The sequence below is a fragment of the Candidatus Similichlamydia epinepheli genome (assembly GCF_003056015.1).
Window position 1 is genome coordinate 1 of sequence record NZ_PPEU01000084.1, and the last position, 3,064, is coordinate 3,064.

The following is a 3,064-nucleotide window of genomic DNA, read 5'->3' on the forward strand; positions in this document are numbered from 1 at the left end:
ACGTATCGCTCGCCACAAGCAGTAGCGCACTCTTTTATGACAGTTTTTGCTTGTTTCTTAGTTCCAACAAAGAGAACAGCTTTATGATTCCCTACTATATCCTTGATGGCAACACAAGCTTGCCTTAAAAGTTGTAATGTCTTCGCCAAGTCAATGATATATATCCCTTGGCGCAACCCGAATATGAAAGGTTTCATTTTCGGATTCCAGCGATTCTTTTGGTGGCCGAAGTGACCGCCTGCTTCTACTAGCTCCTGAATCATTAACTCAGAAGTCTGGCTCTGTCCTTGTTCCAAGCCTTGTCCCTATTGTTGAAATTGACGACGGCATCCTAACTCTGCAGGCATGCAGAAAAGATTTCGGTCTTGGTAATACCTAAATTTTAGCGCCCGATCAGAATCGAACTGACACTTTCAGCTTGGAAGGCTGATGTTCTGCCATTAAACCACAGGCGCAAAAGACAGAGATTCTATCACGCATCTACTATTAATTTGGATTGCTTTAAAACTCCAAAGACCCTGGACTTCTTGGGAAGGGTATTGTCTCCCTTATATTTTCTACACCAGTTATCCATCTTATGATTCGTTCAAAACCAGCTCCAAAGCCACTGTGAGGGATAGAAGCAAATCTTCTCAAGTCAAGATACCAATCGTGAGATTGATGTGAAATGCCTTTATTTTTCATCCTTTCTTCAAGATAGTGAAGTCTATCTTCTCTCTGACTTCCTCCGATCACTTCTCCAATACGAGGAAGGAGAACATCTAAACTTGCTACAGTGTTACCGTCTTCATTGATGCGCATGTAGAAAGCCTTCAAAGATTCCGGAAAATCAAAGACGATGGTAGGTTTTTTACTGTATTGTTCTGTTAGAAAACGTTCATGTTCAGTTTGAAGGTCAATTCCCCAAACTGGTTCTATTGCAAATGATATATTGCTTTTTTTTAGAATCTTAATGGCTTCTCCATATGAAATCTTGCAAAAAGATTCTTGTGTCACATTCTGTAGTTTACTCAATAAGTCTGGTTGAAACTTATCTTGACAGAAGAGAAGTTCTTCTTCGCATTTATCTAAACACCAAAGAGCCAAAAAACGAAGATAGTCTTCACTCAACTTCATCATGTCTTGCATATCTGCAAAAGGGACCTCTGGTTCAATCATCCAAAATTCAGCTAAATGACGAGGAGTGGTTGAATGCTCAGCCCGAAAAGTCGGTCCAAATGTATAAACAGGACCTATCCCACATGCAAAAGCTTCTGCATTCAATTGACCAGAAACAGTTAGATAAGCTGGATGGTCGAAGAAGTTTTTTCCGTTTTTTTTCTCTACCTGGAATAGATCACAACCTCCTTCACAATCGGTTGGAGTCAAAATAGGTGTCGCAAGATGCAAAAATCCACGCTCCGAAAAAAAATTGTGCGTGGCCATTGTTAGAGCATGTCGCAATCTCATGATTGCGCAGATGCTTTTAGAGCGACTTCTTAGGTGAGCAATCGAACGAAGGAACTCGAATGAATGTTCTTTTTTTTGTAATGGGAATGATGATGAAGGGCAAGTCCCAATTACTTCTATCTTTGAAGCTTTCAATTCAATGCTCTGTTTCTCTCCTCGACTTGAGCAGAGAGTCCCTATGCAAGATACCGCACATCCAAGTTCTATGTTTTTTTGCATGATGGTTTCAGGAATAACTACTTGAAGAGATGAAAAACAGGACCCATCGTAAAGAGATAAGAAGGTAATTCTTTTTTGATTCCTGACAGCCCGAGCCCATCCTCTAACACGAATTAAATTGGGTTCACTCCCATTCAGATGGGTTAAACAATCATGAACTGAAGAAAGAGGGATTTCTTCCACTTTTTACCTCCTTGAGATGGCGAATTTCCTCTTTCCAAACAGCTGGTCCCTCGGGGGTTTCAAGAATTTTTGGTAAGATTGCTGTCCTGCTATCCAACATCAAATAGTGAAAAGCATCCCAGCCAATTTCTCCAGCCCCAAGAGAGGCGTGTCTGTCTACTTGAGACCCAAGGCCTTTTTTTGAGTCATTCATGTGGAGAAGACGAAGATGAGAGAGACCGATTTTTTCATCGAATCTTTTTAGCATCTGGTCAATGTCTGTAGATGATCTAATGTCGTAACCTGCAGCGAAAAGATGGCAAGTATCTAGACATACAGAGAGAGGAATTCGAAAATCAACTCGATCTATCAAAAACGCTATTTCATCGAAGTTTTTACCAACTTGGCTGCCTTGCCCGGCCATCGATTCAAGCAGTATAATTGGACCTTTTGAAGATGCAAATTCAACTTCTAATGAGAGCAATCCTTCCAAAATTTTTAGAAGACATACCTCAATAGGTTGAGATCCACTCGACCCGGGATGGAAAACCAAAAAATCTATTTCAAGAGATTGACAACGTATAATCTCTTCACGGAAAGCAATTCGGCTCTTCTCAACTACATCGTCATGCTCAGAACCAAGATTGATTAGATAACTAGCATGACTAACTACACAGCCAATACCTGCTTCCATCCTAGCCTTCTTCCAAAGACAAATCTCTTCGGAAGAAAAAGGAGCTCTGCTTTTCCAAGTTCTCTGATTAGAAGTGAACAACTGAACAGCATCTGCTCCAATCGATGCAGCCTCACTACAGGCTTTGTCTACACCACCGGAAGCTGAACAGTGAGCGCCCAGCATAACTGCCTAGCCGTTGTGTGCCAAGAACTCGCAAACGGTAGACACGTTGATATCGAGAGGAAGCGGAATCTGTTCTGCAAGAGGGTGACTCAAAAGTCTACCTTTAAACGTGTCTACTTCTAGTTCAAGATATTCTGGAACCTCTCGCCTCTTGTTACCAATGTTGGTCTTAGTAATCTCATTTTGAAGAGATGGCAGAATCGATATCTCCATTCCTGGTCTAACCTGAAATGATCGAATATCAACTCTCTTCCCATTCACAGCAACATGACCATGTGCAACAGCTTGCTGAGCTGCGAACGGAGTCGACGCAAATTTCAAGCGAAATACCACAATATCAAGACGACATTCAAGAAGACACAATAAATGGTCAGC

The 3,064-nt window shown here is 41.4% G+C and carries 4 protein-coding genes and 1 tRNA gene; all 5 read right to left on the reverse strand.

Annotated elements, in window-relative coordinates:
- Window positions 1-296: 30S ribosomal protein S2 (gene rpsB / locus GCCT14_RS04195; protein ID WP_239978376.1), on the reverse strand; the 296-nt coding region annotated here is incomplete at its 3' end.
- An 88-nt stretch (window positions 297-384) separates the two neighbouring features.
- Window positions 385-455 (reverse strand) — tRNA-Gly (locus GCCT14_RS04200).
- A 46-nt stretch (window positions 456-501) separates the two neighbouring features.
- Window positions 502-1,851: an asparagine--tRNA ligase gene (asnS, locus tag GCCT14_RS04205; protein ID WP_239978377.1), complete on the reverse strand. Its 1,350-nt coding sequence runs from the start codon at window positions 1,849-1,851 to the stop codon at window positions 502-504.
- Window positions 1,820-2,689 carry a deoxyribonuclease IV gene (locus GCCT14_RS04210; RefSeq protein WP_108624360.1) on the reverse strand — a complete coding sequence of 290 codons (870 nt, stop codon included), beginning with the start codon at window positions 2,687-2,689 and terminating at the stop codon, window positions 1,820-1,822. The genes asnS and GCCT14_RS04210 overlap by 32 nt, the downstream gene beginning before the upstream one ends.
- Before the next feature lie 6 nt (window positions 2,690-2,695).
- Window positions 2,696-3,064, reverse strand: a 369-nt coding sequence (locus GCCT14_RS04215; RefSeq protein ID WP_275655987.1) for a S4 domain-containing protein, incomplete at its 5' end; no start/stop codon positions are given.

What these genes read in the sequence shown, in the direction of transcription:
- GCCT14_RS04210 (WP_108624360.1), bottom strand. Translation starts at nt 2,689, where the DNA reads ATGCTGGGCGCTCACTGTTCAGCTTCCGGTGGTGTAGACAAAGCCTGT.